This window comes from Dinoroseobacter shibae DFL 12 = DSM 16493, assembly GCF_000018145.1.
Taxonomy (GTDB): domain Bacteria; phylum Pseudomonadota; class Alphaproteobacteria; order Rhodobacterales; family Rhodobacteraceae; genus Dinoroseobacter; species Dinoroseobacter shibae.
In genome coordinates this window covers 1,568,806-1,590,610 of record NC_009952.1, presented here as the reverse complement: position 1 = coordinate 1,590,610, position 21,805 = coordinate 1,568,806, and the positions used below count along the sequence as shown (strand labels likewise).

Annotated in this window: 21 protein-coding genes; 13 read left to right on the top strand and 8 right to left on the bottom strand. The window is 66.6% G+C overall.

Annotated elements, in window-relative coordinates:
• Positions 1-52: 52 nt before the first annotated feature.
• Positions 53-937, bottom strand: coding sequence for a YicC/YloC family endoribonuclease (locus DSHI_RS07780; RefSeq protein ID WP_012178200.1), 885 nt, complete (start codon positions 935-937; stop codon positions 53-55).
• A 163-nt stretch (positions 938-1,100) separates the two neighbouring features.
• On the opposite strand from DSHI_RS07780, the gene DSHI_RS07775 reads away from it, so the two are divergent.
• On the top strand, positions 1,101-1,838 hold the full coding sequence (locus DSHI_RS07775; RefSeq protein ID WP_012178199.1) for a PAS domain-containing protein: 738 nt from the start codon (positions 1,101-1,103) through the stop codon (positions 1,836-1,838).
• A 78-nt stretch (positions 1,839-1,916) separates the two neighbouring features.
• Here DSHI_RS07775 and DSHI_RS07770 read toward each other — a convergent pair whose 3' ends face one another.
• Complete coding sequence (locus DSHI_RS07770; RefSeq protein ID WP_012178198.1) at positions 1,917-3,293, bottom strand: class II 3-deoxy-7-phosphoheptulonate synthase; 1,377 nt, start codon at positions 3,291-3,293, stop codon at positions 1,917-1,919.
• Positions 3,294-3,467: 174 nt separating this feature from the next.
• Between DSHI_RS07770 and DSHI_RS07765 the strand changes: the two genes are divergently transcribed.
• Together DSHI_RS07765 and DSHI_RS07760 are read left to right on the top strand one after the other, a co-directional pair.
• Entirely contained in the window at positions 3,468-4,487 is a 1,020-nt protein-coding gene (locus tag DSHI_RS07765) for a GlxA family transcriptional regulator (RefSeq protein ID WP_012178197.1), read from the top strand.
• A 90-nt stretch (positions 4,488-4,577) separates the two neighbouring features.
• Complete coding sequence (locus DSHI_RS07760) at positions 4,578-5,147, top strand: hypothetical protein (RefSeq protein ID WP_012178196.1); 570 nt, start codon at positions 4,578-4,580, stop codon at positions 5,145-5,147.
• 17 nt (positions 5,148-5,164) lie between these two features.
• On the opposite strand, the gene DSHI_RS07755 is transcribed toward DSHI_RS07760, so the two are convergent.
• Entirely contained in the window at positions 5,165-6,274 is a 1,110-nt protein-coding gene (locus DSHI_RS07755) for a PQQ-dependent sugar dehydrogenase (RefSeq protein WP_012178195.1), read from the bottom strand.
• A gap of 235 nt (positions 6,275-6,509) precedes the next feature.
• On the opposite strand from DSHI_RS07755, the gene DSHI_RS07750 reads away from it, so the two are divergent.
• Genes DSHI_RS07750 through DSHI_RS07725 form a run of 6 tightly spaced genes read left to right on the top strand, consistent with a single transcriptional unit; the run spans position 6,510 to position 12,043 of the window.
• Positions 6,510-7,697 carry an ABC transporter substrate-binding protein gene (locus DSHI_RS07750; RefSeq protein ID WP_012178194.1) on the top strand — a complete coding sequence of 396 codons (1,188 nt, stop codon included), beginning with the start codon at positions 6,510-6,512 and terminating at the stop codon, positions 7,695-7,697.
• A 59-nt stretch (positions 7,698-7,756) separates the two neighbouring features.
• Positions 7,757-8,539, top strand: coding sequence for an ABC transporter ATP-binding protein (locus DSHI_RS07745; RefSeq protein ID WP_012178193.1), 783 nt, complete (start codon positions 7,757-7,759; stop codon positions 8,537-8,539).
• On the top strand, positions 8,536-9,369 hold the full coding sequence (locus tag DSHI_RS07740; RefSeq protein WP_012178192.1) for an ABC transporter ATP-binding protein: 834 nt from the start codon (positions 8,536-8,538) through the stop codon (positions 9,367-9,369). The genes DSHI_RS07745 and DSHI_RS07740 overlap by 4 nt, the downstream gene beginning before the upstream one ends.
• Before the next feature lie 3 nt (positions 9,370-9,372).
• Entirely contained in the window at positions 9,373-9,732 is a 360-nt protein-coding gene (locus tag DSHI_RS07735; protein WP_012178191.1) for a hypothetical protein, read from the top strand.
• On the top strand, positions 9,732-10,742 hold the full coding sequence (locus DSHI_RS07730; RefSeq protein WP_012178190.1) for a branched-chain amino acid ABC transporter permease: 1,011 nt from the start codon (positions 9,732-9,734) through the stop codon (positions 10,740-10,742). The genes DSHI_RS07735 and DSHI_RS07730 overlap by 1 nt, the downstream gene beginning before the upstream one ends.
• A complete protein-coding gene (locus tag DSHI_RS07725; protein ID WP_012178189.1) occupies positions 10,739-12,043 on the top strand; it encodes a branched-chain amino acid ABC transporter permease in 1,305 nt (434 codons plus the stop codon). Before DSHI_RS07730 ends, DSHI_RS07725 begins: the two co-directional genes overlap by 4 nt.
• A gap of 109 nt (positions 12,044-12,152) precedes the next feature.
• Here DSHI_RS07725 and DSHI_RS07720 read toward each other — a convergent pair whose 3' ends face one another.
• Positions 12,153-12,602, bottom strand: coding sequence for an iron-sulfur cluster assembly scaffold protein (locus tag DSHI_RS07720; protein ID WP_012178188.1), 450 nt, complete (start codon positions 12,600-12,602; stop codon positions 12,153-12,155).
• Positions 12,603-12,662: 60 nt separating this feature from the next.
• Here DSHI_RS07720 and hisI point away from each other — a divergent pair, with 60 nt between their 5' ends.
• Positions 12,663-13,022 (top strand): phosphoribosyl-AMP cyclohydrolase, encoded by a 360-nt coding sequence (hisI, locus tag DSHI_RS07715; protein WP_012178187.1) that lies wholly within the window; start codon positions 12,663-12,665, stop codon positions 13,020-13,022.
• Positions 13,023-13,025: 3 nt separating this feature from the next.
• Here the strand turns inward: hisI and DSHI_RS07710 are convergent, their stop codons facing one another.
• Complete coding sequence (locus DSHI_RS07710; protein ID WP_012178186.1) at positions 13,026-13,649, bottom strand: thiamine phosphate synthase; 624 nt, start codon at positions 13,647-13,649, stop codon at positions 13,026-13,028.
• A 91-nt stretch (positions 13,650-13,740) separates the two neighbouring features.
• On the opposite strand from DSHI_RS07710, the gene DSHI_RS07705 reads away from it, so the two are divergent.
• From DSHI_RS07705 to DSHI_RS07695, 3 genes are read left to right on the top strand one after another with little or no spacing between them, the layout of a single operon-like run.
• On the top strand, positions 13,741-14,496 hold the full coding sequence (locus DSHI_RS07705; RefSeq protein WP_044027681.1) for an RNA methyltransferase: 756 nt from the start codon (positions 13,741-13,743) through the stop codon (positions 14,494-14,496).
• A gap of 52 nt (positions 14,497-14,548) precedes the next feature.
• The gene (gene ctaA / locus DSHI_RS07700; protein ID WP_012178184.1) at positions 14,549-15,700 is read left to right on the top strand and encodes a heme A synthase; all 1,152 of its coding nucleotides are present in this window, start codon (positions 14,549-14,551) and stop codon (positions 15,698-15,700) included.
• Positions 15,697-17,169 (top strand): carboxypeptidase M32, encoded by a 1,473-nt coding sequence (locus DSHI_RS07695; RefSeq protein WP_012178183.1) that lies wholly within the window; start codon positions 15,697-15,699, stop codon positions 17,167-17,169. The genes ctaA and DSHI_RS07695 overlap by 4 nt, the downstream gene beginning before the upstream one ends.
• Before the next feature lie 174 nt (positions 17,170-17,343).
• Here DSHI_RS07695 and DSHI_RS22975 read toward each other — a convergent pair whose 3' ends face one another.
• From DSHI_RS22975 to ligA, 3 genes are all read right to left on the bottom strand, one after another.
• Complete coding sequence (locus DSHI_RS22975; protein ID WP_274580190.1) at positions 17,344-17,466, bottom strand: hypothetical protein; 123 nt, start codon at positions 17,464-17,466, stop codon at positions 17,344-17,346.
• A 102-nt stretch (positions 17,467-17,568) separates the two neighbouring features.
• A complete protein-coding gene (recG, locus tag DSHI_RS07690) occupies positions 17,569-19,659 on the bottom strand; it encodes an ATP-dependent DNA helicase RecG (RefSeq protein ID WP_012178182.1) in 2,091 nt (696 codons plus the stop codon).
• Positions 19,656-21,779 (bottom strand): NAD-dependent DNA ligase LigA, encoded by a 2,124-nt coding sequence (ligA, locus tag DSHI_RS07685; protein ID WP_044028529.1) that lies wholly within the window; start codon positions 21,777-21,779, stop codon positions 19,656-19,658. The genes recG and ligA overlap by 4 nt, the downstream gene beginning before the upstream one ends.
• Positions 21,780-21,805 lie beyond the last annotated feature (26 nt).

Here is a 21,805-nt window from a genome sequence, read left to right as displayed (position 1 = left end):
TCGTCTTCGTGCCGTTGCATAGGAGGTTGCGCCGCGCAGGGCAACCACCGCGCTATTCGAGGTTCTGGACCTGTTCGCGCATCTGGTCGATCAGCACCTTGAGATCCAGCCCCACCTGCGTCAGCGCGGCATCGGCGGATTTCGAGCAGAGCGTGTTCGCCTCACGGTTAAATTCCTGCATCAAAAAGTCCAGCTTGCGGCCCATGGAGGCGTCCGCGTTAAGGATTTCGCAGGCGCTGGAGACATGGGTGTCGAGGCGGTCCAACTCTTCCGCAACGTCAGCCTTTACGAACAGAAGGGCCAGTTCCTGGGCGATGCGCTGGGGGTCCGGCGCGCCTTCGCCCGCGGCTTCGAGGATTTGCGCGGTGGCGGTTTTAAGGCGGCTGGCCTGGGTGTCGCGCCGGGCCTTGGCAAGACGGCGCGCGGTGGCAAGGTGCCCCGCGACCTGGTCCAGCGCCTCGGTCAGCCCCGCCGCGGTGGCGGCCCCTTCGCGCTCGCGGCTCTCGACAAAGGCCGGCAAGGCGGCGTCGAGGTCAACCAGCAGCGCGGCTTGCAGCGATGAAAGCGCCTCGTCGGACAGGGGCGCGGTCTCGGATATGCCCCGAAAGTTCAGCAAATCCAGTGCATTGGGAGGCGACAGCTGCACCCCCGCCTGATCGGCGCGCAGCGTCAGGTCCGACAGGGCGCGCAGGGCAGCGTCGAGCGCTTCGGCATTCACGCTCTGACCGCTGCCGAAGGCGCGATTGAGGCGCAGGGCGACGGAGATGTTGCCACGCTTTGCGGCCTTCGCGATCCGGGCGCGGACGGCGCGGTCGAGCCCGGGCAGCCAGTCCGGCAGGCGCAGTTTCACGTCGAGCCCGCGACCGTTCACGGCGCGGATATCCCAGGTCCAGGTCCAGTCCTCGAAACTGCCTTCCCGGGTGGCGAAACCGGTCATGGATCTAGCCACGGGAGTTAACCATCGGTGATTTTTTCACATGTAATTTTCGAGAATTCCGGACTATTAAGATATCAGTAATCATTATGCGAGTAACCGTTAACATCGGACACTCGCTTCGACAACTCCGGCGTGTTCTGTTTGCCGGCGTGAGGAGTTCCAGGTGCCGGACCACGTATCGAATGTAAGCGACCACGTAACCCAAGCGGATAATACCATCGTGTCTCTGAACAAGAAGAAGGTCACTTTGCGCAGCAAGATCCTGCTGGATGTCATGGACTACTGGGAAAGCATGCGTGACGGGGATGCCCTGCCCCGGCGCGCCGATATCGACCCGCGTCGGATCGAGGGGGCATTGCCCTATGCGTTCATCCTCGAAGAAATCGCGCCGGGCCTGGCGCGGTTCCGGGTCGCGGGGGGGCACTTGAACGACCTGATGGGCATGGAGGTGCGCGGCATGCCCCTCAGTGCGGTGTTCAACCACACCCAGCGCAACAAGCTGCTGCCGATGATCGAGAACGTATTCCGCAGCCCGTCGTCGCTGGAGCTGACCCTGCAATCGCGCAGCCCGGGGGCCGAGACGACCCATGCGGAGCTGCTGATCCTGCCGTTGCTGGACGATGATGGCAACGTGACCCGGGCGCTCGGTTGTCTTGTCGCCCAGGGCGCGATCCTGTCGCCGCCCTACCGGTTCCAGGTCACACAATCGCGCTCCACGCCGCTGCCTGCCCCAACCGAGACCGGGCAGCCTGCCCTGCGCCGCCCCAAGGTGCGTGCTCAGGACCGGGTGCTCGAAGGCTTCCACGAGCCTGCGGCGCGCTATGGCACCCCGACATCGGCCCCTGCTGCCGAAGTGGCACCGGCGCAGTCCCTGCCTGGCTACCTGAGGGTCATCAAGTAACCTGCCCCCAGGACCCGACATGACAACGCCGCCGCCCCTGTCGGGACGGCGGCGCGTTGCCCTGGATCGCAGGTCGGATCAGGCGGTGCGCTTGGCCGCGCCGGTCGCCCCGCGATGGGTTTCGATTTCCTCGGCGACGAGGAAGGCCAGCTCCAGCGCCTGGCTCGCGTTCAGGCGCGGATCGCAGGCGGTGTGATAGCGGCTGGAGAGGTCTTCGTCCGAGACCGCGCGTACCCCGCCGGTGCATTCGGTCACGTCCTTGCCGGTCATCTCGAAATGCACGCCGCCGGGATAGGTGCCCTCGGCGTTATGGACGGCGAAGAACTCCTGCACCTCGCGCAGCACGCTCTCGAAGGGCCGGGTCTTGTAGCCCGACGCGCTCTTGATCGTGTTGCCGTGCATGGGATCGCAGGACCAGACCACGTTGGCGCCTTCCTCCTGAACGGCCTTGACCAGACGCGGCAGGTGATCACCGACAGAGCCCGCCCCGAAGCGCGCAATGAGCGTCAGTCGCCCGGCCTCGTTTTTCGGATTGAGCCGCGCCATCAGCACCTTGAGGTCGTCGGTGGTGATCGAGGGGCCGCATTTCAGCCCGATCGGGTTCTGCACGCCCGCGCAGAAGGTAACATGGGCCCCGTCCGGCTGCCGGGTGCGATCACCGATCCACAGCATGTGGCCCGACCCCGCCAGCGGCAGGCCGGTGGTCGTGTCGATCCGGCAGAGTGCCTCTTCGTATTCCAGCAGGAGCGCCTCGTGGGAGGTGTAGAAATCCACCGTCGCCAGTTCGGAATTGTTCTCGGAGGTCAGGCCCGCGGATTTCATGAAATCCAGCGCATCGGCGATGCGGGTCGCCATTTCGCGATATTTCTCGGCCTCGTCGCGGTCGGTGAAGCCCAGCGTCCAGGCGTGGACCTGGTGGATGTCGGCATAGCCGCCCTTGGAAAACGCGCGCAGCAGGTTGAGCGTCGCGGCCGCCTGGGTGTAGGCCTGCAGCATCTTTTCGGGGTTCGGGATGCGGCTCTCGGGCGTGAAGTCGAGATCGTTGATGATATCGCCGCGGTAGCTGGGCAGCTCGACGCCCTCCTTCACCTCGGTGGGTGCGGAGCGCGGCTTGGCGAATTGCCCCGCCATGCGGCCAACCTTGACCACAGGAACCTTGGCGCCATAGGTGAGCACCATCGCCATCTGCAACATCACCTTGAAGGTGTCGCGAATGAGATCCGCGCCGAATTCACCGAAGCTCTCGGCGCAGTCACCACCCTGGAGCAGGAAGCCCTTGCCATTGGCCACATCGGCCAGCTCGCGCCGCAGGGAGCGGGCCTCGCCGGCAAAGACGAGGGGCGGATACTGGGTGAGCCGGGCCTCCACCGCGGCCAGGGCCGCCGGGTCCATATACTCGGGCATCTGAATCCGGGGCTTTGTGCGCCAGTCAGATTTGCTCCACGCCTTGGTCATTGCTTTCCTCCACAGGTTGCGCGGCCAACAGGATGCTTGCTTACTGGACCGATCCCGGCTTGCCAATGCGCATTGTGCCGCTGATTCCTGCGGAATTCGGCCCGCGCGGGGCCGGTGGGCATTGCACCGACGGCCCAAATCCTGTCTCGTGACACGAAACGTGAGACGGCCTTGATGACCTTGCCTCCGCCAGAACAGCCCGACGCGCGCCGCCCGTCGCTTGGTCCGGTCGCCAAGCCGAAGCGGTATGTCTTCGTGCTGCTGGAGAATTTCACCATGCTGTGCTTCGCCTCGGCGGTGGAGGCCTTGCGGATCGCCAACCGGATGGCGGGCGAGGCGCTCTATGAGTGGCGGCTGGCGGGCGAAGGGGGCGAGATCGCCTATTGCTCGGCCGGGGTCGGCTTCAAGCTGGACATGGATCTCGAAGAACTGAGCCGCGATGACGTGGTGTTCCTGTGCGGCGGGATCGATGTGAAATCGGCCTCGTCAAAGGCATTGCTGAACTGGGTACGGCGGGAGGCGCGGCGCGGCGTGGTCACGGCGGGGCTGTGCACGGCGGGCTATACGCTGGCCAAGGCGGGACTGCTGGATGGCAGGCGCGCGACGATCCACTGGGAGAACCACGACAGCTTTCTCGAAGAATTCGAAGAGATTGAGCTGACCAAGTCGGTCTTCGTGATGGACGGGAACCGCTACACCACGGCGGGGGGCACGGCATCGATCGACCTGATGCTGAAGATCATCGCCGACGACCATGGGGAGGATCTGGCCAATGCGGTGGCCGACCAGCTGATCTACACCAGCATTCGCACCGACCAGGACACCCAGCGGCTGTCCACGCCGACGCGGATCGGGGTGCGCCATCCGCGGCTGAGCAAGGTGATCCAGATGATGGAGGCCAATATCGAAGAGCCGATCAGCCCGTCAGTTCTGGCCTCGGATATCGGCATGAGCACGCGGCAGCTGGAGCGGTTGTTCCGCCGCTACCTGAACCGCTCGCCCAAGCGATACTACATGGAATTGCGGTTGCAGAAGGCGCGCAACCTGTTGATGCAGACGGATATGAGCGTGATCAACGTCGCACTTGCCTGCGGCTTCACCTCGCCCTCGCATTTCTCCAAATGCTACCGGTCGCAATACAATACCACCCCTTACCGCGAACGCGGGTCGCAGGCCGGGCGGCTGTCGGTTTGACAACGCCTGCATGACGGCCCGCTGACGGGTTCGGTGCGATCCTGGCCACGCTCGCCGATTTTGGCGGGCTGTGACCAAGGAGAATTGATCATGAAACTATTAACGAGTGCATTGTGCGCCTTGGCGCTGGCGGGGCCTGTCGCCGCCGCCTCGGTGGATTTCGAGGGGCTGGCCACCAGCCTCAACGGACAGAGCCTGGTCGTGGACGGCTTCACCTTCAACACAACGGCCCCGGCGGAGGTGCGGATCTTCAACGACACGCCCAACCCGCGCACGACTTATGTGTTGTCCTGTGTGCCGGGGGATTGCCAGAACGCGCTGGAGGTGGTGTTCCCCAACGCGACCTCGCAGTTCTCGATGAACATCGTGTCCGACGAGGGCGGCAGCGCGTCCTCCCTCATGCTGAGTTTCACGACGGCGGCGGGGATCGTGACCGACACCTTTACCGGGTTCGACAGCGTGTCGAACACGAAGGATTTCTACACCATCGCCGGGCTCGACAAGGCCACCAGCGTGTGGCTGACCCCGGTGAACGAACCGTCGGGCTTCGGCTATGACGATATGCGCATCGACACGGCTGCGGTTCCGCTGCCGATGCCTGCGCTGCTGCTGCTGGGCGGTCTCGGCGCGCTCGGTGCTGCCAAGCGGCGCAGGGGCTGAGCACGGATCCGGCGGGGCTAGCTGCGCTCCGCCGGGCTCATGCGGTAGAGCGCGCCGTTGCCGACGCTGAGGAACCAGATTGCGCCATCGGGCCCTTCGCGCACATCGCGCAGGCGGGCGGTGGTGTCGCCGGTGATCTCTTCTTCCGCGAAGCTGCCTGCCTCAAGCCGCGACAGGTAGCCGAATTTCAGGCTGCCGACGAAGAAATCGCCCTCCCATTCGGGCCAGAGCGCGCCGGAGTAGATCATCATGCCCGAGGGGGCAATGGAGGGGTCCCAGAAATGGGCCGGCTGTTCCATCCCCGGTTTGGCTGTGCCCTCGCCAATCCTGAGGCCCGAGTAATGCCGCCCGTAGGAGATCACCGGCCAGCCGTAATTGGCGCCCATTTCGACCCGGTTGATCTCGTCCCCGCCGCGGGCACCGTGTTCGACCACCCAGAGGTTGCCCTGCAAATCCAGGGCCGCCCCCTGGGGGTTGCGGTGGCCATAGGACCAGATCTCGGGCTGCGCGCCCTCGGTGCCGGTGAACGGGTTGCTGGTGGGGATGCCGCCGTCGCGGGCGATGCGGATGACGCTGCCGCTTTCGATCGCGAGGTTCTGGGCGCTGTCATCGTCGCCCCGGTCGCCGATGGTGACATAGAGAAACCCGTCGCGCCCCTCGACGATGCGGGAGCCGAAATGCCGCCCGCCACGGGTGCCTTCTTCCATCGCGAAGATGGTGCGGGTGTTCTCCAGGGCGCGGCCATCCGCCGAAAAGCGCCCGACCGCCACAGCGGTGCCCGCGCCGCGGGCCTGCGGCCGGGAGTAGCTGAAGACGACCTCGCGGGTCTGGGCGAAATCGGCCGGGATCAGCAGGTCGAGCAAGCCACCCTGCCCGCCCACGGCGATACGCGGCAGACCGGAGACCTCGGTCCGGGTCCCGTCGGGGCGAATATGCAGCAGCGCGCCGCCCCGCTCGGTGATCAGAACGCCGCCCTCGGGGAGAAAGCCGAAGGCCCAGGGCTCGTCGAGGTCGCGCACGATCTCCTTGACCTCGACGGGTCCGGCGGAGGTGGTGAGCGTTTCCGCCCAGGCCGCGGGGGACAACAGGCTGAGGCCGAGGGCGATCATGGTGACGAGGCGGATCATGGCGGGCTCCGGTATTGGGGGCGCTGGAGATACCAGATAGGTGGCGCGCGGCCCGGACCAAGCCCTCCACCCGCGTCGCACGGGGATGTGAGGACTGATGCCTACGCAGTTCTGGGTAGCCCGGGGCCGCGGAGCCGGTTTCCGCAAGGGAATGTCGACCTTGTCCCCCTTTTCTTTCCCCGATTGGCGCTCTAGCCTGCGATCTGGGCAACAAGATCCAACTTGGGAGTTACACATGAAATCGCTGCTTCTCGCCTCCGTGGCGACCGTGGCCATGGCGACCTTCGCCGCCGCGCAATCGAACGACATCAAGATCGGTATCTCGGTGGGCTTCACCGGGCCGCTGGAATCGCTGGCGCCGCCCATGGCGATGGGGGCCGAGATGGCGATGAAGGAAGTCTCCGACAGCGGATTGCTGCTTGGTGGATCCACGGTCACGCCGGTCCGGGCCGACAGCACCTGCATCGATGCCGGTGCGGCGACCTCTGCCGCCGAGCGGCTGATCACCTCCGACGGGGTGAAGGGCATAATGGGGGCGATGTGCTCCGGGGCGACGGGCGCGATCCTGTCCAACGTGGCGATGCCGAACGGAGTTGTGATGATCTCGCCCTCGGCCACCTCGCCGGCCCTGTCGACGGTCGAAGACAACGGCCTGTTCTTCCGCACGGCACCCTCGGATGCGCGTCAGGGTGTGGTGATGACCGAGATCATCATGGATCGCGGCTTCAAGGAAGTGGCGGTTACCTACACCAACAACGACTACGGCAAGGGGCTCGCGGACAGCTTCGCCGCGGCCTTCGAGGAGGCGGGCGGCACCGTGACTCTCGTGGCGGCCCATGAGGACGGCAAGGCGGATTATTCCGCCGAGGTCGGCGCGCTGGCCTCTGCGGGCGGCGAGGTGCTGGTCGTGGCGGGCTACGTGGACCAGGGCGGGTCGGGCATCATCCAGGCCGCGCTCGACACCGGTGCGTTCGACACCTTCGTGCTGCCGGATGGCATGGTCTCCGTCGCGCTGGAGGAAAACTTCGGGTCCGACATCGACGGATCCTTCGGGCAGAACCCGGGCACCGACAGCGACGGCAAGCGGATCTATGCGGAGATGGTGGGCGATGCATACGATTCGACCTCGCCCTTCTCGGCCGAAAGCTACGATGCCGCGGCTCTGATCATGCTGGCGATGCAAGCGGCAGGCTCCGCCGAGCCGGGCGACTACAAGGATCACGTGATGGACGTGGCCAACGCGCCGGGCGAAGAGATTTTGCCGGGTGAGCTGGCAAAAGGCCTCAAGATCCTCGCCGAAGGGGGCGAGATCGACTATGTCGGCGCCTCGGCGGTGGAGCTGATCGGGGGCGGCGAATCCGCGGGCAATTACCGCGAGATGGAAATGAAGGACGGCAAGGTCACGACTGTCCGGTTCCGCTGAGCGGTTGACATTACCAGAGCAGCCCGGGCATCCCCGGGCTGTTTTCCATGAGGGCGCCCATGATAAAGGTCGAAAACCTGCACAAGCATTTCGGCGGCTTTCGAGCCGTGGACGGCGCCACGCTGGAGATTGCGGAGGGCTCGATCACCGGGCTCGTGGGACCCAACGGCGCCGGAAAGACCACGTTGTTCAATGTGATCGCGGGCAATCTTCAACCGACATCCGGCAAGGTCACCATGCTGGGCGAGGACATCACCGGCCTGCCGCCCCATGATCTGTTTCACAAGGGGCTGCTGCGGACCTTTCAGATCGCCCATGAGTTCGGCTCGATGACCGTGCGGGAGAACCTGATGATGGTGCCCGGCGCGCAATCGGGCGAGACCATGTGGAACGCGTGGTTCAAGCGCGGCCAGATCGCGCGCGAGGAAGCGGCCTTGGGAAAGAAGGCCGACGAAGTGCTTGAATTCCTGACCATAGATCATCTGCGCGACGAGCGGGCCGGGAACCTGTCCGGCGGGCAGAAGAAGCTGCTGGAGCTGGGGCGCACGATGATGGTGGACGCCAAGATCGTGTTTCTCGACGAGGTCGGCGCGGGGGTGAACCGTACCCTTCTGGGCACCATCGCCGATGCGATCCTGCGGCTGAACCAGGAGCGTGGCTATACCTTCTGCGTGATCGAGCATGACATGGATTTCATCGGCAAGCTGTGTGATCCGGTGATCGTCATGGCCGAGGGCAAGAAGCTGGCCGAGGGCACCATCGACGAGATCAAGGCCAACGAGCAGGTGATCGAGGCCTATCTCGGTACGGGCCTGAAGAACAAGGAAAAGACGCCGGCATGAGCGCGCAGAACCCTTACCAGGAGGCGCGCGGGAACAAGGACGCGTCGATCACCAACCCGCGCCCCGGCGGCACGCTGACCCCCGGCACAGCGCCCGAGGGACGCAGCGCTGCCCATCCGGGCGAGCCCTTCCTGATCGGCGACGGGATGACCGGCGGCTATGGCAGCGGCGCGGATATCCTGCATGACTGCACCCTCGCGGTGGACCGCGGCGAGATCGCGGTGATCGTCGGACCGAACGGCGCGGGCAAATCCACGGCGATGAAGGCTGTGTTCGGGATGCTGAACATACATACCGGATCCGTACGGCTCGATGGCGAGGACATCACCGGCCTCAGCCCCCAGGCGCGCGTGGCCAAGGGCATGGCCTTCGTGCCGCAGGTGAACAACATCTTCACCACCATGACCGTGGAGGAGAACCTCGAGATGGGCGCCTTCCTGCGCCGGGACGACATTTCGGAAACGATGGAGCAGGTTTACGAGCTGTTCCCGATCCTGCGCGAAAAGCGCAGGCAGGCGGCGGGCGAGCTGTCGGGCGGGCAGCGCCAGCAGGTCGCCGTGGGCCGCGCGCTGATGACCCGGCCGCAGGTCCTGATGCTGGACGAGCCGACCGCCGGGGTCAGCCCCATCGTGATGGACGAGCTTTTCGACCGGATCATCGAGGTGGCGCGCACAGGCATCTCCATCCTGATGGTCGAGCAGAACGCGCGCCAGGCGCTGGAGATCGCCGACAAGGGCTATGTCCTCGTGCAGGGGCGCAACCGCTACACCGACACCGGACAAGCGCTGCTGGCCGATCCGGATGTGCGCAAATCGTTCCTGGGGGGCTGAGGCATGCGGTTCATCTATCTGGCATTGCTGGCTTTTCTGCCGAGCCTCGCCGCCGCCAACACGGTCTGTCGATTCGACACCGAGTGCCTGGAAACCGAGACCTGCACCGAAAGCGGCTTTGACGTGCAGATCAGCCTGCCCACCGGCACGCAATTCATCACCGGGCGGCTCGTGGCGGAAACCGATGCGGGCACCTATCCGGGGTTCGTGCTCAAGGCCGGGCCGAACGAGCGGACCATGTTCTTTGACGGCGAGAGTCTGCGGATGATGCTGACCCTGATCGGGGTCGAGGCGCGGCTTTCGGTGCATGTGGCCGAGGGGCCGACAATGGTGAGTTATACCGGTACCTGCGAGGCCTTGTGATGGACTTCCTCAACGCCCTCGTGGCTTTCCTCAACTTCGTTGTCGTCCCCGCCACCGCCTATGGGAGCCAACTGGCGCTCGGCGCGCTCGGTGTCACGCTGATCTACGGGATCCTGCGGTTTTCCAACTTCGCCCATGGCGACACGATGGCCTTCGGGACCATGGCGACGATCCTGTTCACCTGGGCTTTCCAGTCCATTGGGATCAGCCTCGGGCCCCTGCCCACGGCTCTGCTCGCCCTGCCCTTCGGCATCCTGGTGACGGGCGCGCTGCTGGTGGGGACCGACCGGTTGGTATACAAATTCTACCGCCAGCAGAAGGCCGTACCGGTGATCTTCGTGATCGCCTCGCTCGGCGTGATGTTCGTCACCAACGCCCTTGTGCGCTTCATCATCGGCCCGGACGACCAGCGCTTTGCCGATGGCGAGCGGTTCATCATCTCGGCGCGGGAGTTCCGCAACCTGACGGGCCTCGACGAGGGGCTGGCCCTGCGCACGACCCAGGGCCTGACGGTGGTGACGGCGGTCATTGTGGTGGCGCTGCTCTTCTGGTTTCTGAACCGGACGCGCACGGGCAAATCGATGCGGGCGTTTTCCGACAACGAGGATCTGGCGCTGCTGTCCGGCATCAACCCCGAACGGGTGGTGATGGTGACCTGGTTGATCGTGGCGGCGCTGGCCACGGTGGCGGGCACGCTTTACGGGCTCGACAAGTCGTTCAAACCCTTCACCTATTTCCAACTGTTGCTGCCGATTTTCGCCGCCGCCATCGTCGGGGGGCTGGGGAGTCCGCTGGGCGCCATCGCGGGCGGGTTCGTGATCGCCTTCTCGGAAGTCACGATCACCTACGCGTTCAAGAAGGTGCTGGAATACCTGCTGCCCGAGGCGCTGGAGCCGGACGGGCTCGTGCAGTTGCTGTCCACGGATTACAAGTTCGCGGTCAGTTTCGCCATCCTGATCATTGTGCTGCTGTTCAAACCCACGGGGCTGTTCAAGGGGAAATCCGTATGACGGTCAATCTGCGCAATCTGGGCCTGTTCGGCATTGTCGCCCTGCTGATCGTGGCCACCGGCGTGATCCAGAGCTGGAACGTGGCGCTCACGATCCTGAATTACGGGCTGATCTCGGCGGTCATGGCGCTGGGTGTGAACATGCAGTGGGGCTATGCGGGCCTGTTCAATGTAGGGATCATGGGGTTCGCCGCACTCGGCGGGCTGGCGGTTGTGCTGGTCTCGATGCCGCCTGTGGGCGAGGCATGGTCCGCAGGCGGGCTGCGCGTGGTCTTGGCGCTGTTCTGGGGGCTGATCGTACTTGCGGGGTCCATTCTGCTCTATCAGCGGATGGCACCGGGGCGGATGCGCACTCTGGCGCTGATCGTCGTGTTGCTGGCGGGGTTCTTCAGCTATCGCGCGCTGTTCGACCCGGCCGTGGCAGCGATCGAGGCGGTGAACCCGGCGGGCACGGGGTATCTTGGCGGGCTGGGCCTGCCGGTGTTGCTGGCCTGGCCCATCGGTGGGGCGCTCGCGGGCGCCGCGGCCTGGGTGGTGGGCAAGGCCGCGCTCGGGCTGCGGTCCGACTATCTGGCGATTGCGACCCTGGGGATCGCGGAAATCGTCATCGCGGTAATGAAGAACGAGGATTGGCTCAGCCGCGGCGTGAAGAACGTGGTCTCGATCCCGCGGCCCGTCCCCTACGAGATCGACCTGCAGAACGACCCCGACTTCGTGGCCCGCATGACGAGCTGGGGCTACGACCCGGTGGTGGCCTCGTCGATCGTGGTCAAGCTCGCGTATGCGGGGCTTTTCGCTGCGGTGCTGCTGGCGCTTTTGTGGCTGCTGGAGATGGCGCTGCGCTCCCCCTGGGGGCGGATGATGCGGGCGATCCGCGACAACGAAACCGCCGCCGAGGCCATGGGCAAGGACGTCAAGAAGCGGCATTTGCAGATCTTCGTCATGGGCTCGGCCATATGTGGCGTCGCGGGCGCAATGCTGGTGACGATGGAAAGCCAGCTGATTCCCTCCTCATACCAGCCCCTGCGCTTCACCTTCCTGATCTGGGTGATGGTGATCGTGGGCGGGTCGGGCAACAACTGGGGTGCGATCCTGGGCGGGTTCCTGATCTGGTTCCTGTGGATCCAGGTGGAGCCGATGGGCCAGCAACTCATGGCGCTGATCACCGCAGGCATGGAAGACGGCTCCGCCCTGAAAGAGCATCTGATCGAAAGCGCGGCCCATATGCGGCTGTTGACCATGGGGATCGTGCTGCTTCTGGTGCTGCGTTTCAGCCCGCGCGGATTGATCCCGGAGAAATAAGGCCTTCACCAGGTATTAAGGTTAACGCGCCCGCCACCCGCAGGCGCGTTTTCCCTATCTCAAGTCCCGAAATATCCCGGGAGGTCCGGAGGGCTGGCCCTCCGGTCCCTCAGGCGCAATGGGCGCTTTCGGCCTCGCGCATGGCAGCCACGGTCGCGTCAAGCGACAGCAGGATCGAGGCATGGCGGTTCTTGTAGTCCCGCGCCGGTTGCAGCACCTCGAACCCGTCGAAGGGCGAGTCGGGCACCGGCCCGCCCTCTTTCAGCATCGCCTTCAGCGCGTCGCGGGCCGCCTCGATCTCTGCCCGGCTGCGCCCGATCACGGCCCCGCCCAGCACCGACGCCGCCGCCTGCCCCAGTGCGCAGGCCTTCACGTCCTGCCCGAAAGCCGCAACGCGCCCCTGGTCCAGCTTCACATCCACCGTCACCGTCGACCCGCAGAGCGGCGAGCGCTTCTTGGCCGAGGCGTCGGGATCGGGCAGCCGCCCGGCATGGGGGATCTCGGCCGCAAGACCCAGGATACGCTGGGAATAGAGTTTGATCAGGTCCGTGTCTGACATGGCTTTTCCTCCGGGTCCTGCGTAAGTAGACCGCAAATCCGCTCTGTTAAGGAGGAGCACATGGAATTCGATCCCGCAAGCCTGCGATATGACGACCAAGGCCTGATCCCCGCAATCGCCCAGGATGCCGCAAGCGGCGAGGTGCTGATGATGGCCTGGATGAATGCCGAGGCCGTGGCGCGCACGCTGGAGACCGGGCGCGTGACCTACTGGTCGCGCTCGCGCCAAGCGTTCTGGATCAAGGGCGAGTCCTCGGGCCATGTGCAGACCCTGGTCGAGATGCGCGTGGACTGCGACCGCGATTGCCTGCTGCTCCAGGTCCGCCAGGAAGGCCCAGCATGCCACACCAACCGGCGGACCTGTTTCTACACCGCGATCCGGGACGGCGCGGAGGTCGAATTGATGGCGCCCATGGTCTGAGCCTCAGCCCAGGGGCGCGGTGAGGGTGCGCAGGGCCTCCAGCGGGTCGTCCGTGCCCCAGATCTCTTCGCCCAGGGCGAAAAAATCCGTCAGCGGTGCGAGGGTTTCGACCGCGGCGGTGGTCAGGTTGCCTTCGGCCACCACGGGCAACTCGATCATCTGCGACCACCAGGCAAAAAGATCGGCCTCCGCCACCTCGCCTGCGCCGGTCAGGCTGGCTGCGACCGGGCCGAAGGCAACGTAATCGGCCCCGGCCTCGCCTGCGGTCATGCCGTCATGCTGGGAGGCACCGCAATGGGCGCCGACCACGGCCTCGGCCCCGATCTCCTTGCGGACCTTGCGCACCGAGCGCGCGCCGTCGCCGAGATGGACGCCATCAAGGCCCAGCCGCTCGACCATGCGGAAATGGGTGTCGATCACCAGCGGCACATCCCGGGCATGGGCCACCTCGCGGCAGGCATCCGCCGCGCGTGCGATGCGATCCTCGTCGCGGGTGGACAGCGCCAGCCGCACACAGGCAATCTCGGCCCCGTCCAGAAGACGGGCGAGCGTGCCGGGGAAACTGGATAATTCGATCTCCGGCGGGGTGACGAGGTAAAGCTGCGGCTGCTCGGGCGTGTCGGCCATGGGTGGCTCCTGATTTTCTTGGACGTGCTATAAACCGGCTGGGCGGGCTTGACCATTGCCGTTGCGCGGCTCTGGCCCTATGACGCGGGCCATGACCGACACGCCTTCCCAACCGGCCTTCGTGCTCGTGCGCCCGCAGATGGGCGAGAATATCGGCGGCTCCGCCCGTGCCATGTGGAACTTCGGGCTCGACCGGATGCGGGTCGTGGCCCCCCGGGACGGCTGGCCCAGCGAGAAGGCCGTCGCCATGGCCTCCGGCGCGGGACGGCTGCTGGACGAAGCGGGGCTTTATGGCAGCACCGCGGAGGCGCTGGCCGATGCCGATTACGTCTTTGCCACCACCGCCCGGCCCCGCGACCTGACCAAGCCCGTGGTCACGCCGGAGCGCGCCATGGAACAGGCCCGCGCCCTGATCGCCGAAGGCCAGCGGGTCGCGGTCCTGTTCGGGCCGGAGCGCGCGGGCCTGGAAAACGAAGACATCGCGCTGGCAAACGCGATTGTCTCGGTCCCCGTCAACCCGGCCTTTCCGTCGCTGAACCTCGCGCAATGCGTGCTGTTGACGGCCTATGAATGGGGCCGCCAGACCACCGATACGCCCGCGGAAGTGATGGAGATGGCCGGCACGCGCTACGCCAACGGGGCGGAGATCACGGCCCTTGGCGACCATTTCGAGACGCGGATGGAGGAGGCCGGGTTCTTCTTCCCCGACCACAAGGCCGAGAGCATGAAGCTGAACATGCGCAACATGTGGTCGCGCCTGCCCCTGACGCTCGCGGATGTGCAGACCCTGCACGGGGTGCTGCGGCAACTCGTACGCTGGAAGGATCGCTCCGGGGGCGCATCTTGAAGCGCGCGGCGCAGGGCAATACTGTCCGCGCCAAACAGAGCCGAGGCGAGAAATGAGCAAGAAACGCAGCATTTTCGAAGAGGTCAGCGAGGCACAGCCCAAGGCGCAGCCGGTCCAGCCGGGCGTGATCGACCGGGCGGCCCGCACGGGCGCGCGCGGGGCGGTGCGGGTCTGGCTGATGATGCTGTTCGGGCTGGTGGTGATCATGATCGCCGTGGGCGGTCTGACCCGGCTGACCGATAGCGGGCTGTCGATCACGGAATGGGCGCCGATCGCGGGGGCGATCCCGCCGCTCAGCGCCGAGGATTGGGCGCGGGAGTTCGACCTCTATCGCGCGATCCCGGAATACCAGTTGCAGAACAAGGGCATGACCCTGGCCGAGTTCCAGTTCATCTATTGGTGGGAATGGGGCCATCGGCAGTTGGGCCGGGTGATCGGGCTGGTCTGGGCGCTGGGGTTCTTCGGCTTTCTGGTGACGCGAAAAATCCCGCCGGGCTGGACCGGTCGGCTGTTCCTGCTGGGGGTTCTGGGCGGGCTTCAGGGCGCGATCGGCTGGTGGATGGTGGCCAGCGGGCTGACCGGCACCATGCTGGACGTGGCCTCCTACCGGCTGGCGACCCATCTGGGGCTGGCCTTCTTCATCCTGGGGCTGATCGCCTGGTACATCATGGTCCTGGGCCGTCCCGAGCGCGACCTGTTGCAGGCCCGCCGGTCCGGCGAAGCAGGGCTCGTGACGGGGGCAAACTGGCTCATGGGGCTGGCGGCGGTGCAGATCCTGCTGGGCGCGCTGGTCGCCGGGATCGATGCGGGCCGGACCTATACCGACTGGCCGCTGATGGCGGGCGGGTTCCTGCCCCTGAACATGTGGGAGCTCGAGCCGATCTGGCGCAACTTCTTCGAGGATCCGGGGCTGGTGCAGTTCAACCACCGGATGGTGGGGTACCTGTTGCTGCTCGTGGGGCTCTATGTCTGGTGGCGGTCGCGGCGCAGCGCCCATGTCACCACCAAGCGCGCCTTTGACTGGGTGGCGGTGATCCTTTTCGGGCAGATGGTGCTGGGCATCGTCACGGTGCTGAACGCGGCGCCCTGGACCTGGGCCATCGCGCACCAGTTCGGCGCGGTGGTCACGATCTGCCTGATCCTGCGGGCGCGGTTCCGGGCGCGGTATCCGGTCGCAACCTCCCTGCGCGGGGCCGTGGCATGAGCGCACTTGCCGAGCTGATGGCGTATCAGCGCGAGACCGAAGCCCTGGCGCAAGTCGCCGGGCGGCTCGGCTGGGACCAGGAAACGGTCATGCCGCGCGGGGCCGCGGAGCAACGCAGCGCCGAGATGGCCGCGATGGAGGGCGTGCTGCATGCCCGCCGCACCGACCCGCGGATCGGCGACTGGCTGGCCGCCGCCACGCCCGAGACCGAGGTGGAGGCCGCCAACCTGCGCGAGATCGCACGCAGCTACGCCCGCAACACCAAGGTGCCCGCGCGTCTGGCGGCGGAGCTTGCCCGCGTCACGTCGCTGGCGCAGGGTCGCTGGGCCGAGGCACGCGCGGCCGAGGATGTGCCCGCCTTCCTGCCCGTGCTGGAAGAAGTCGTCGCCCTGCGCCGGGAGGAGGCCGAGGCACTCGCCGACGGCAGGCCTCTCTATGATGCGCTGCTGGACGACTACGAGCCCGGCGCGACGGAGGCCGAGATCGCCGCACTCTTCGACCGGATGCGCCCGCGCCTCGTGGCCTTGCGGGACCGGGTGCTCGGGGCGGATTACGCGCCCCCTGCCCTTGCCGGGACGTTTCCGCGCGATGCGCAGCTCGCCCTGTCACGGGATCTGGCGCTGGCGTTTCAGTACGACCTCGATATCGGGCGGATCGACCTCGCAGTGCATCCCTTCAGCTCCGGCTCGGGCCGGGACGTGCGGATCACCACGCGGGTGGCCGAAGACGACCCGTTCAACTGCTTCTACTCCACCATCCACGAGGTCGGGCACGCCACCTACGAGCAAGGGGTCGATCCCGCGCACCTGCTGACCCCGATCGGGCGCGGGGCCTCCATGGGGGTCCATGAGAGCCAGAGCCGGATCTACGAGAACCAGCTGGGGCGCGGCCGGGCCTTCACCGGCTGGCTGTTCCAGCGCATGGGCGCGGCCTTCGGCGGGCTGGGGATCGACGATGCCGACGCGTTCTACGGCGCGGTGAACCGGGTGCGCCCGGGCTACATTCGCACCGAGGCGGACGAGATCCAGTACAACCTCCATGTCATGCTGCGCTTCGATCTGGAGCGGGACCTGATCGCCGGACGGCTGGAGGCCAGCGATCTTGAGGAGGCGTGGAACACCCGGTTCAAAGCCGATTTCGGGGTCGCGGTCGACAAGCCGTCTAACGGGCTGCTGCAGGACGTGCATTGGTCGGTGGGGCTGTTCGGGTATTTCCCGACCTACAGCCTCGGGAATGTCTATGCCGGGTGCCTGTTCGACGCGCTCAAGCGCGATCTGCCCGACTGGGAAGATGGTCTGACCCGAGGCGATGCCAGTGCCTGCACCGGCTGGCTGCGGGAGCGGCTGCAACGCCACGGCGCCTTGCGGGGCCCGCGCGAGACCATCGAAGCGGCCTGCGGCGCGGCCCCGAAAGAGGCGCCGCTGCTCGACTATCTCGACGCGAAATTTACCGAGATTTACCGGCTCTGAAAGCAAAAAAACCGCCGCGCTCCGGTCAGGAGGCGGCGGCAAGGCAGCGGATCTGTTGGGGAACGGCGCGAGACAGGCAAATCTCGGATCGTCCGGTGCGCAAAACTACGCGGGGACTGGCGTTTCGAGTGGGGGCCCGAGAACGCGGGGCGCCAAGCACAGACCGCAGGCAGATCAGATCAAAACAGGCAGGTGCAGCATGGCCGCGAAGAGGACGAGGATCGCGAGCGCCCCGGTGGCATCCTGCGCCAGAGATGCCGGTGCGCGGGTTACGATAGACTTAATCTCAGTAAACATCTCGACCTCCTCAACCTGTTTGTTGACTCTTTGTTCTCATTTCTAGCAACGGAAGTAAAGAACTTTTTAAGAACAGGTGTGAACAAACCGGATCGGCAGGCTCTACCCCACGGAGATCAGGCGGATCGCCTCGTCCTGCCCGGTCAGCCACAGCAGCATGCGAACTGCCTCGCCCCGCGGACTGTCGAGCTTGGGATCCTTGGCCAGCAGCGCCCGGGCATCCGATTGCGCCATCGCCATCAGCCCGGCCTGGCGTTCGAGATCGGCGATGCGGAACCGGGGCAGACCCGATTGCGCGGTGCCGATCAGATCCCCTGCCCCGCGCATCTCCATATCCGCCTCCGAGATCCGGAAGCCGTCCTCGGTCTCCCGCATCAGCTTGAGCCGCTTGGTCGCCGTCTCGCCCAGGGGCGGCGCATAGAGCAGCAGGCAACTCGACGCGGTGCTGCCCCGCCCCACCCGGCCGCGCAACTGGTGAAGCTGGGCAAGCCCGAAATGCTCCGCCCCTTCGATCACCATGATCGACGCGTTCGGCACGTCCACGCCCACCTCGATCACCGTGGTCGCGACCAGCAATCGCGTCTCGCCCGCCACGAAATCCGCCATGGCCGCGTCCTTCTCGGCCACGGGCATCTGGCCATGGACCAGCCCGACCCGCCCCTCGCCGAACCGCGCGCGCAGATGCTTGAACCGCTCTTCCGCGGCGGTCAGGGCGAGGGTTTCACTCTCTTCGACCAGGGGGCAGACCCAATAGACCTGGCGCCCCTCCGACAGTGCCGCGTCGAGATGGGCGAGCAACTCGTCCAGCCGGTCGGCCGAGACCAGCGCGGTTTTCACCGGCGTGCGGCCCGGGGGTTTTTCATCGAGGATCGAGACATCCATGTCGCCATAGGTCACCAGCGCCAGGGACCGCGGGATCGGCGTGGCCGTCATCACCAGCACATCGACCGCCGCCCCCTTGGCCCCCAGCCGCATCCGTTCGCGCACCCCGAAGCGGTGCTGTTCGTCGATCACCGCAAGGCCCAGATCGTGGAAGGCGACATCGTCCTGGAACACCGCATGGGTGCCCACGAGGATATGGATGTCCCCGGCGGCCAGGGCGGCGAGCTTGGCCGCCCGTTCCCGCCCCTTGTCGCGGCCCGTCAGCACCTCGACCACCACGCCCGCCGCCTCGGCCAGCGGCAGAAGCGCCGCCAGATGCTGCCGCGCGAGGATCTCGGTGGGCGCCATCATCACCGCCTGTGTCCCCGCCTCCACCGCCAGCAACATTGCGACCAGGGCGACCAGGGTCTTGCCCGCGCCCACATCGCCCTGCAGCAGCCGGTTCATCCGGTGGGGGGCTGCGAGGTCCTCGGTGATCTCGGAAATCACCCGCTGCTGCGCGCCGGTGGGGGTGTAGGGCAGTGCGGCGAGCACCGGCCCGACCCGCCGCCCGTCGCCCGTCAACCGCCGCCCCGGGGCCCGGCGGCGGTGCGCCCGGGCCAGGGCCAGCGTGGTCTGATGGGCCAGCAACTCGTCATAGGCCAGCCGCCGCCGCGCGGGCGTGTCGGGCCCAAGCTCTTTCATCGACTGCGGCGCATGGGCCGAGGCCAGCGCGGAGGCGAAATCGGGCCAGCCTTCCTGCGCCACGAGAGCGGGGTCGGCCCATTCGGCCAGATCCGGCACGCGGTCCAGGGCCCCCGCCACGGCCTTCTGCATCGTCTTTTGCGTGATCCCGGCGGTCAGGGGATAAACCGGCTCGAACCCGCCGAGGGTTTCGGCCTCCGCCTCGGTCAAGACGTGGTCTGGATGCGGCATCTGGGCCTGACCGTCATAAAGCTCCACGCGGCCCGAGATGATCCGCCGCGCCCCCGGGGGCAGCAGCTTCATCAGGTAGTCGCCCCGGGCGTGGAAATAGACCAGCGTGATCGTGGTCGCGGCATCGGCGACCTCGATCCGGTAGGGGCGGCCCTTGCCCGAGGGCGGCAGGTGGCGGGTGACGGTCACGGGCACGGTCATCACCGACGGGAACGGGCCGGTCTGCACCGTATCGACCAGCCGCCGTTCGATGCCCGAACTCGGCAGGGTGAAGATCAGGTCCCGCGGCCGCGCGATGTCCATATGCGCCAATGTCTGCGCCGTCTTCTTGCCGATGCCGGGCAGGGTTTCCAGCTCTGCAAAGAGCGGGAAGAGCGCCGCGGGGCGGCTGCTCACGCAAGCCCCGCCAGAACGCGCCAGGCGTCCTCGTCGATCACCTCGATGCCCAGGGCTTCGGCCTTGGTGGCCTTGGAACCGGCCCCCGGCCCGGCGATCAGAAGGTCTGTCTTCGCCGAAACCGACCCCGCGACCTTGGCCCCCAGTGCCTCGGCGGTGGCCTTGGCCTCGGCCCGCGACATGGTCTCCAGCGTCCCGGTGAAGACCAGCGTCTTGCCCGCCACGGGACTGTCCCCGACCTGCGGCGGCGTCGCCGGGGCCGGATCGATCTGCGCCAGCAACCGGTTGACAGAGGCGCGCTCCGCCTCTTGTGTCAGGGTGGTGACCAGGGCGCGGGCCATCACCTCCCCCACCCCATCGATATTGAGCAGATCCGCCCAGGCATCGCTGGTCTCGTCCACGGCCGCGTCGACCGCGGCCAACAGCGCCTCCATGGTCAGGTAGTGATTGGCCAGAAGCGACGAGGCGCTCTCGCCGATATGGCGGATGCCGAGGCCGAACAGGACCTTGGCAAAAGGCGCCGTGCGCGCGGTATCGATGGCACGGAACAGGTTCTCGGCGCTCTTGTCGCCCCAGCCCTCGCGGTTCTTGAGCTGCTGCAACCCCTGGCCGAAGCGCGCGCGCAGGGTGAAGATATCCGCAGGCTCCGCGATCCAGCCGTCGCGGTAGAACTGCTCCACCTGCTTGGCGCCCAGCCCGTCGATATCCAGCGCCCCGCGGGAGACGAAATGCTTCAGCTTCTCGACCGCCTGGGCCGGGCAGATCAACCCACCGCTGCACCGGCGCACCGCATCGCCGGGCTCCCGCGGCGCGTCGGAGCCGCATTCGGGACAGGTCGTGGGAAAGTCGAAGGGGGCTGCGCCTTCGGGGCGGCGCGACAGATCCACATCCCTGATCTTGGGGATCACATCGCCCGCGCGGTAGACCTGCACCCAGTCGCCCACCCGGATATCCGTCCCCCACCGGATCGGCGCGCCGGTGTTGTCGCGGCCCTGGATGTAGTCCTCGTTATGCAGGGTGGCGTTCGACACCACCACGCCGCCCACGGTGACCGGGGCGAGCCGCGCCACGGGGCTGAGAGCGCCGGTGCGCCCGACCTGGATGTCGATCGCCTCCAGCCGGGTCCAGGCGAGCTCGGCCGGAAACTTGTGGGCAATCGCCCAGCGGGGCGTGGTGGAACGGAACCCGAGCCGGCGCTGCAGGTCGAGATCGTCGAGCTTGTAGACCACCCCGTCGATGTCATAGCCCAGCGTGGCACGCTGCGCCTCGATCGCGCGGTACTGGGCGAGCATATCTTCGGGGGTCTCGCAGCGCACGGTCAAGGGGTTTATCGTGAACCCGAATTCGCGAAACCGCGCCAGTGTTTCGGTCTGGGTCTCGGCAAGCGGGGCGGAGATCTCCCCCCAGGCATAGGCGAAGAATTTCAGGGGCCGCGCGCGGGTGATCTCGGCATCGAGCTGGCGCAGCGACCCGGCGGCCGCGTTGCGCGGATTGGCGAAGGTCTTGCCCCCGGTCTCGGCCTGGCGCGCATTCAGCTCGGCGAAATCGGCGTGCGACATATAGACCTCGCCGCGCACTTCCAGCACTTCCGGCGCCCCGTCGAGCCTGTGCGGGATGTCGTCGATGGTGCGCGCATTGGCGGTCACGTTCTCGCCCACGGCCCCGTCGCCCCGGGTGGCGGCCTGCACCAGCGTGCCGTGTTCATAGCGCAGCGACAGGGACAGACCGTCGATCTTGGGCTCGGCGGTGTAGGCGAGCGGGGCGTCTTCGGCCAGCCCGAGGAAGCGGCGGATGCGGGTGTCGAAGTCCCGGATATCCTCGTCGGAAAAGGCGTTTGCCAGCGACAGCATCCGCACCGCGTGGGTGACCTTCGAAAACGTGTCCGAGGGTGCGGCGCCGACCTGGTCGCTGGGGCTGTCACCTCGTTTCAGGTCGGGAAAACGCGCCTCGATCGCCGCGTTGCGCTGTTTGAGCGCGTCGTAATCGGCATCCGACAGGCTGGGCGCATCGTCGCGGTGGTATTCCGCGTTGGCACGGGCGAGCAGCTCCGACAGGCGCGCAAGCTCTTTCCGCGCCGCCGCCTCGCTCAGCGCTTCGACCGCAACATACGTGTCGTTCATCGGGGTCCCCATCCACACTCCCAGCG

What these genes read in the sequence shown, in the direction of transcription:
- DSHI_RS07780 (WP_012178200.1), bottom strand. Translation starts at nt 937, where the DNA reads ATGACCGGTTTCGCCACCCGGGAAGGCAGTTTCGAGGACTGGACCTGG.
- DSHI_RS07770 (WP_012178198.1), bottom strand. Translation starts at nt 3,293, where the DNA reads ATGACCAAGGCGTGGAGCAAATCTGACTGGCGCACAAAGCCCCGGATT.
- DSHI_RS07765 (WP_012178197.1), top strand. Translation starts at nt 3,468, where the DNA reads ATGACCTTGCCTCCGCCAGAACAGCCCGACGCGCGCCGCCCGTCGCTT.
- DSHI_RS07760 (WP_012178196.1), top strand. Translation starts at nt 4,578, where the DNA reads ATGAAACTATTAACGAGTGCATTGTGCGCCTTGGCGCTGGCGGGGCCT.
- DSHI_RS07755 (WP_012178195.1), bottom strand. Translation starts at nt 6,274, where the DNA reads ATGATCCGCCTCGTCACCATGATCGCCCTCGGCCTCAGCCTGTTGTCC.
- DSHI_RS07750 (WP_012178194.1), top strand. Translation starts at nt 6,510, where the DNA reads ATGAAATCGCTGCTTCTCGCCTCCGTGGCGACCGTGGCCATGGCGACC.
- DSHI_RS07745 (WP_012178193.1), top strand. Translation starts at nt 7,757, where the DNA reads ATGATAAAGGTCGAAAACCTGCACAAGCATTTCGGCGGCTTTCGAGCC.
- DSHI_RS07740 (WP_012178192.1), top strand. Translation starts at nt 8,536, where the DNA reads ATGAGCGCGCAGAACCCTTACCAGGAGGCGCGCGGGAACAAGGACGCG.
- DSHI_RS07735 (WP_012178191.1), top strand. Translation starts at nt 9,373, where the DNA reads ATGCGGTTCATCTATCTGGCATTGCTGGCTTTTCTGCCGAGCCTCGCC.
- DSHI_RS07730 (WP_012178190.1), top strand. Translation starts at nt 9,732, where the DNA reads ATGGACTTCCTCAACGCCCTCGTGGCTTTCCTCAACTTCGTTGTCGTC.
- DSHI_RS07725 (WP_012178189.1), top strand. Translation starts at nt 10,739, where the DNA reads ATGACGGTCAATCTGCGCAATCTGGGCCTGTTCGGCATTGTCGCCCTG.
- DSHI_RS07720 (WP_012178188.1), bottom strand. Translation starts at nt 12,602, where the DNA reads ATGTCAGACACGGACCTGATCAAACTCTATTCCCAGCGTATCCTGGGT.
- hisI (WP_012178187.1), top strand. Translation starts at nt 12,663, where the DNA reads ATGGAATTCGATCCCGCAAGCCTGCGATATGACGACCAAGGCCTGATC.
- DSHI_RS07710 (WP_012178186.1), bottom strand. Translation starts at nt 13,649, where the DNA reads ATGGCCGACACGCCCGAGCAGCCGCAGCTTTACCTCGTCACCCCGCCG.
- DSHI_RS07705 (WP_044027681.1), top strand. Translation starts at nt 13,741, where the DNA reads ATGACCGACACGCCTTCCCAACCGGCCTTCGTGCTCGTGCGCCCGCAG.
- ctaA (WP_012178184.1), top strand. Translation starts at nt 14,549, where the DNA reads ATGAGCAAGAAACGCAGCATTTTCGAAGAGGTCAGCGAGGCACAGCCC.
- DSHI_RS07695 (WP_012178183.1), top strand. Translation starts at nt 15,697, where the DNA reads ATGAGCGCACTTGCCGAGCTGATGGCGTATCAGCGCGAGACCGAAGCC.
- DSHI_RS22975 (WP_274580190.1), bottom strand. Translation starts at nt 17,466, where the DNA reads ATGTTTACTGAGATTAAGTCTATCGTAACCCGCGCACCGGCATCTCTG.
- ligA (WP_044028529.1), bottom strand. Translation starts at nt 21,779, where the DNA reads ATGAACGACACGTATGTTGCGGTCGAAGCGCTGAGCGAGGCGGCGGCG.